At 63.9% G+C, this 3,134-nt stretch carries 3 protein-coding genes; 2 read left to right on the top strand and 1 reads right to left on the bottom strand.

Going from position 1 to position 3,134, the window contains the following annotated elements; genetic code table 11:
• Nucleotides 1-111: 111 nt before the first annotated feature.
• Nucleotides 112-1,260, bottom strand: coding sequence for a mandelate racemase family protein (locus JNN06_RS04500; protein WP_291238395.1), 1,149 nt, complete (start codon nt 1,258-1,260; stop codon nt 112-114).
• A gap of 202 nt (nt 1,261-1,462) precedes the next feature.
• Here JNN06_RS04500 and JNN06_RS04495 point away from each other — a divergent pair, with 202 nt between their 5' ends.
• Both JNN06_RS04495 and JNN06_RS04490 read left to right on the top strand, forming a co-directional pair.
• The gene (locus JNN06_RS04495) at nt 1,463-2,071 is read left to right on the top strand and encodes a hypothetical protein (protein WP_291238394.1); all 609 of its coding nucleotides are present in this window, start codon (nt 1,463-1,465) and stop codon (nt 2,069-2,071) included.
• A 185-nt stretch (nt 2,072-2,256) separates the two neighbouring features.
• On the top strand, nt 2,257-3,134 hold an 878-nt coding region (locus JNN06_RS04490), incomplete at its 3' end, for a glutamine amidotransferase family protein (RefSeq protein ID WP_291238393.1).

The following is a 3,134-nucleotide window of genomic DNA, read 5'->3' as shown; positions in this document are numbered from 1 at the left end:
AGCCCCGCCTCCAGCACCAGCGGCCATTGCGCCGCAGCCGGGTGGCGCAACCCGCTGCGCGGATCGGCCCCCCATGTCAGACTGTCGCCAAAGGCCAGGATCTGCCGCATCTCAGGCGATCCGATGGTTTTCGATAAAGTCGAAATCAATCTCCTCGCCGAGGCCCGGGCGGTTGGGCACATGCACGAAACCGTCGCTATCCATCGGATCGGACAGAGATTTCAAATAGTCATGCCCGTCATCATATTCGAGGAACGGATGCAGCAGGCCGCGTTCATACCAGCGGCAGTTCTTGGCCGCCGCCACCACATGCAGGTTCATCGCCGTATTGCCATGCACCTCGCAATCCATGCCAAAGGCCTCGGCCATCCGCATGGTTTTCAGCGCAGGCGTGATGCCGCCCACATCATTCACCCCGGTGCGCAGGATGTCACAGGCCCCGTGCTTGACCCATTCCGCCCGGTGCCAATGCTTGCCGCCCGCGCTTTCCGGCCCGATCACCGGAATATCCAGATTGTCGGCCAGCCATTTGTAAGAGGTCATGGATTGCTCATCCATCGGCTCTTCGATCCAGTCAAACCCGAGCTTTTCCAGCCCGCGCCCCAGCTCCAGCGCGTCGCTGCGGCTATACCAGTGGAAGGCGTCGATCATCAGGCGGATGTTCGGCCCCACCGCCTCACGTACGGCGGCGCAGGCTTTCAGGTCCATCTTCACATCCGGCGCCCAGCTGACCGGGGGCATCCATGTATGCAATTTGATGCCCTTGTAGCCCCGCTTCACCAGCGTTTCGGCAAAGCGGCCGTAATCTTCGGGCGTGGCCAGCCCGCCCTCCAGCTCGTCGCCGCACATGATGCTGCCATAGGCCAGCACCTTGTCGCGATAGGCCCCGATCAGCTTGTGGACCGGCTGGTTGAGGCTGCGCCCGGCCAGATCCCACAAGGCGCAATCCACCACCGCCAGCGTGCGGTCGGTCAGCTGCGCCGCCGAGCCGCGCTGCCAATGCGCCAGATCCTGCCACAGCCGCTCGCGGTCGCGGTGATCCTGCCCGATCAGCACCTTGCGCACGAACTTGTCCAGCAGGTGCGGGCGCACGATTTCGGGCACCGTGAAGGAATGGCCCTCATGCCCGTCTTCGGTGCGGATGGTCAGAAGGGCTTGCTGAACCTGATGGGCGGGGCCGGGATGGGCATGGCCAGCGCTGTCAGCGTGCCGACGGGTCGTGGTCAGAAAAACCCGCGCCTCCACATCCGTGATGATCATGCCACTCCCCTTTGTCTGCCGGTCAATTCTATCTGCCCATTCAAATGATCTATCAGCCCAAATGTCAATAGTTGTCCTACATGTTTGCGTAGATGTCATTCACCTTGCGCCGAAACGGGGCGAAGTAGCGGGGCTTTTTCGATAGCGCGCGCGGCCCCCTGCCGCTAAACAGCACCATTCCCCGTGTCAGAGAGGCCGCCGCATGCTTTGGGACATTCGCGCCGCGATGAAGCCCGCGCTTTCGATCATTGATCTGATCCCGAACGTGCATCGGACCCCGGCCCTCACCCTGCTGCGCCGGGCGGTGGTGGATGGCCGCCCCTTGCCGCAGCGCCTGTCGCCCGAAGACCGCGAGCTGGCCTTTCACGAGGCGCAGGTGCCGCTCACCTCGCCCATCGGGGCGCGGGTCTTGCTTGCGCTGTATCGTGGCGGGCATCTGAAGCTGAAAAAGCCCCCCGTGAAATCCTTGCCCGCGCTGGAGGCCTATATCGCCACCGAACCCGCCTTTCGGGCGAAGGTGGCGGCGGTGCTGGCCGAAGATGCCGCGCGCCAAGATCGGCTGGCCGCCATTATCGCAGACCCCGATTGCGCCACCCCCGAGGAGCTGTCGCCGCGCCTGATCGACAAGGTGATCACCGCCCGGCTGGGCCATGGCGCCCTTGGCACGCTGCCCATTGCGGGGCTGGCCTGCCACAAGGGCCTCGCCTTGCCCGCTTCCGATCGCAGCGAGGCCGACCGCCTGCGCAGCGAGCCGCAGGTGATCTGCTGGTGGATCGACGCGCAGGGGCAGCGGCAGGGCGATCTCGGCTAGTCCGCACAATCAAGAAACTATATTTCCTGTGATGAAAAACCCGGCAGTCTTGTCGGAGGCCGCACACTATTGCTTAAATTTGCACCAAACTCACTTTCCTTTCAGACAACTTTCTTTCCCATCAGTTGATGATTCCAGATTTCCGGTGCTAGCGGTGTGAAAACCGTAACCAGAAAGGCGAATCCATGTGCGGAATCGTTGGATTGTTTCTCAAGGACAGCAGCCTTGAGCCCCAGCTCGGCCAGCTTCTGACCGATATGCTGATCACCATGACCGATCGCGGGCCGGATTCGGCGGGCATCGCCATCTATTCCGGCGCGGGCGAGGGGCAGGCCAAGCTGACCCTGCAATCCCCCGCCCCCGAGCCCGATTTCGCCGGGCTGGAGGCCGCCCTGACAGCCGCCACCGGCGCGGCGGTCACCGTGGCCGTGACCTCCACCCATGCCGTTGTCACCCTGCCTGCGGAGGCGCTGGAGCCCGCCCGCGCCGCCCTCGCCACCCTGCGCCCCGGCGTGAAGGTGATGAGCGCGGGCGAAAGCATCCAGATCTTCAAGGAAGTGGGCCTGCCCAAGGACGTGGCCGCCCGCTTTGACGTGGCCGCGATGAGCGGCAGCCACGGTATCGGCCATACCCGCATGGCGACCGAATCCGCCGTCACCACCATGGGCGCGCACCCGTTCTCCACCGGGCCGGACCAGTGCCTTGTGCATAATGGCTCGCTCTCGAACCACAACGGCGTGCGCCGCAGGCTGAAACAGGCGGGCATGACGTTCGAGACCGAAAACGACACTGAGGTCGCCGCCGCCTTCATCAGCCACAAGCTGAAACAAGGCGCCAAGCTGGGCGAGGCGATGGAAGCCACGCTGAGCGATCTTGACGGGTTTTTCACCTTTGTTGTCGGCACCAGGAACGGCTTTGGCGTGGTGCGCGACCCCATCGCCTGCAAACCCGCCGTCATGGCGGAAACCGATCAATATGTGGCCTTTGGCAGCGAATACCGCGCCTTGGTGAACCTGCCGGGCATCGAAAGCGCCCGCGTCTGGGAGCCGGAACCCGCCACCGT

Source organism: Gemmobacter sp., assembly GCF_016792925.1.
GTDB lineage: Bacteria > Pseudomonadota > Alphaproteobacteria > Rhodobacterales > Rhodobacteraceae > Gemmobacter.
The sequence above is the reverse complement of the archived record's forward strand: the minus strand, read 5'-3'. Positions and strand labels throughout refer to the sequence as shown.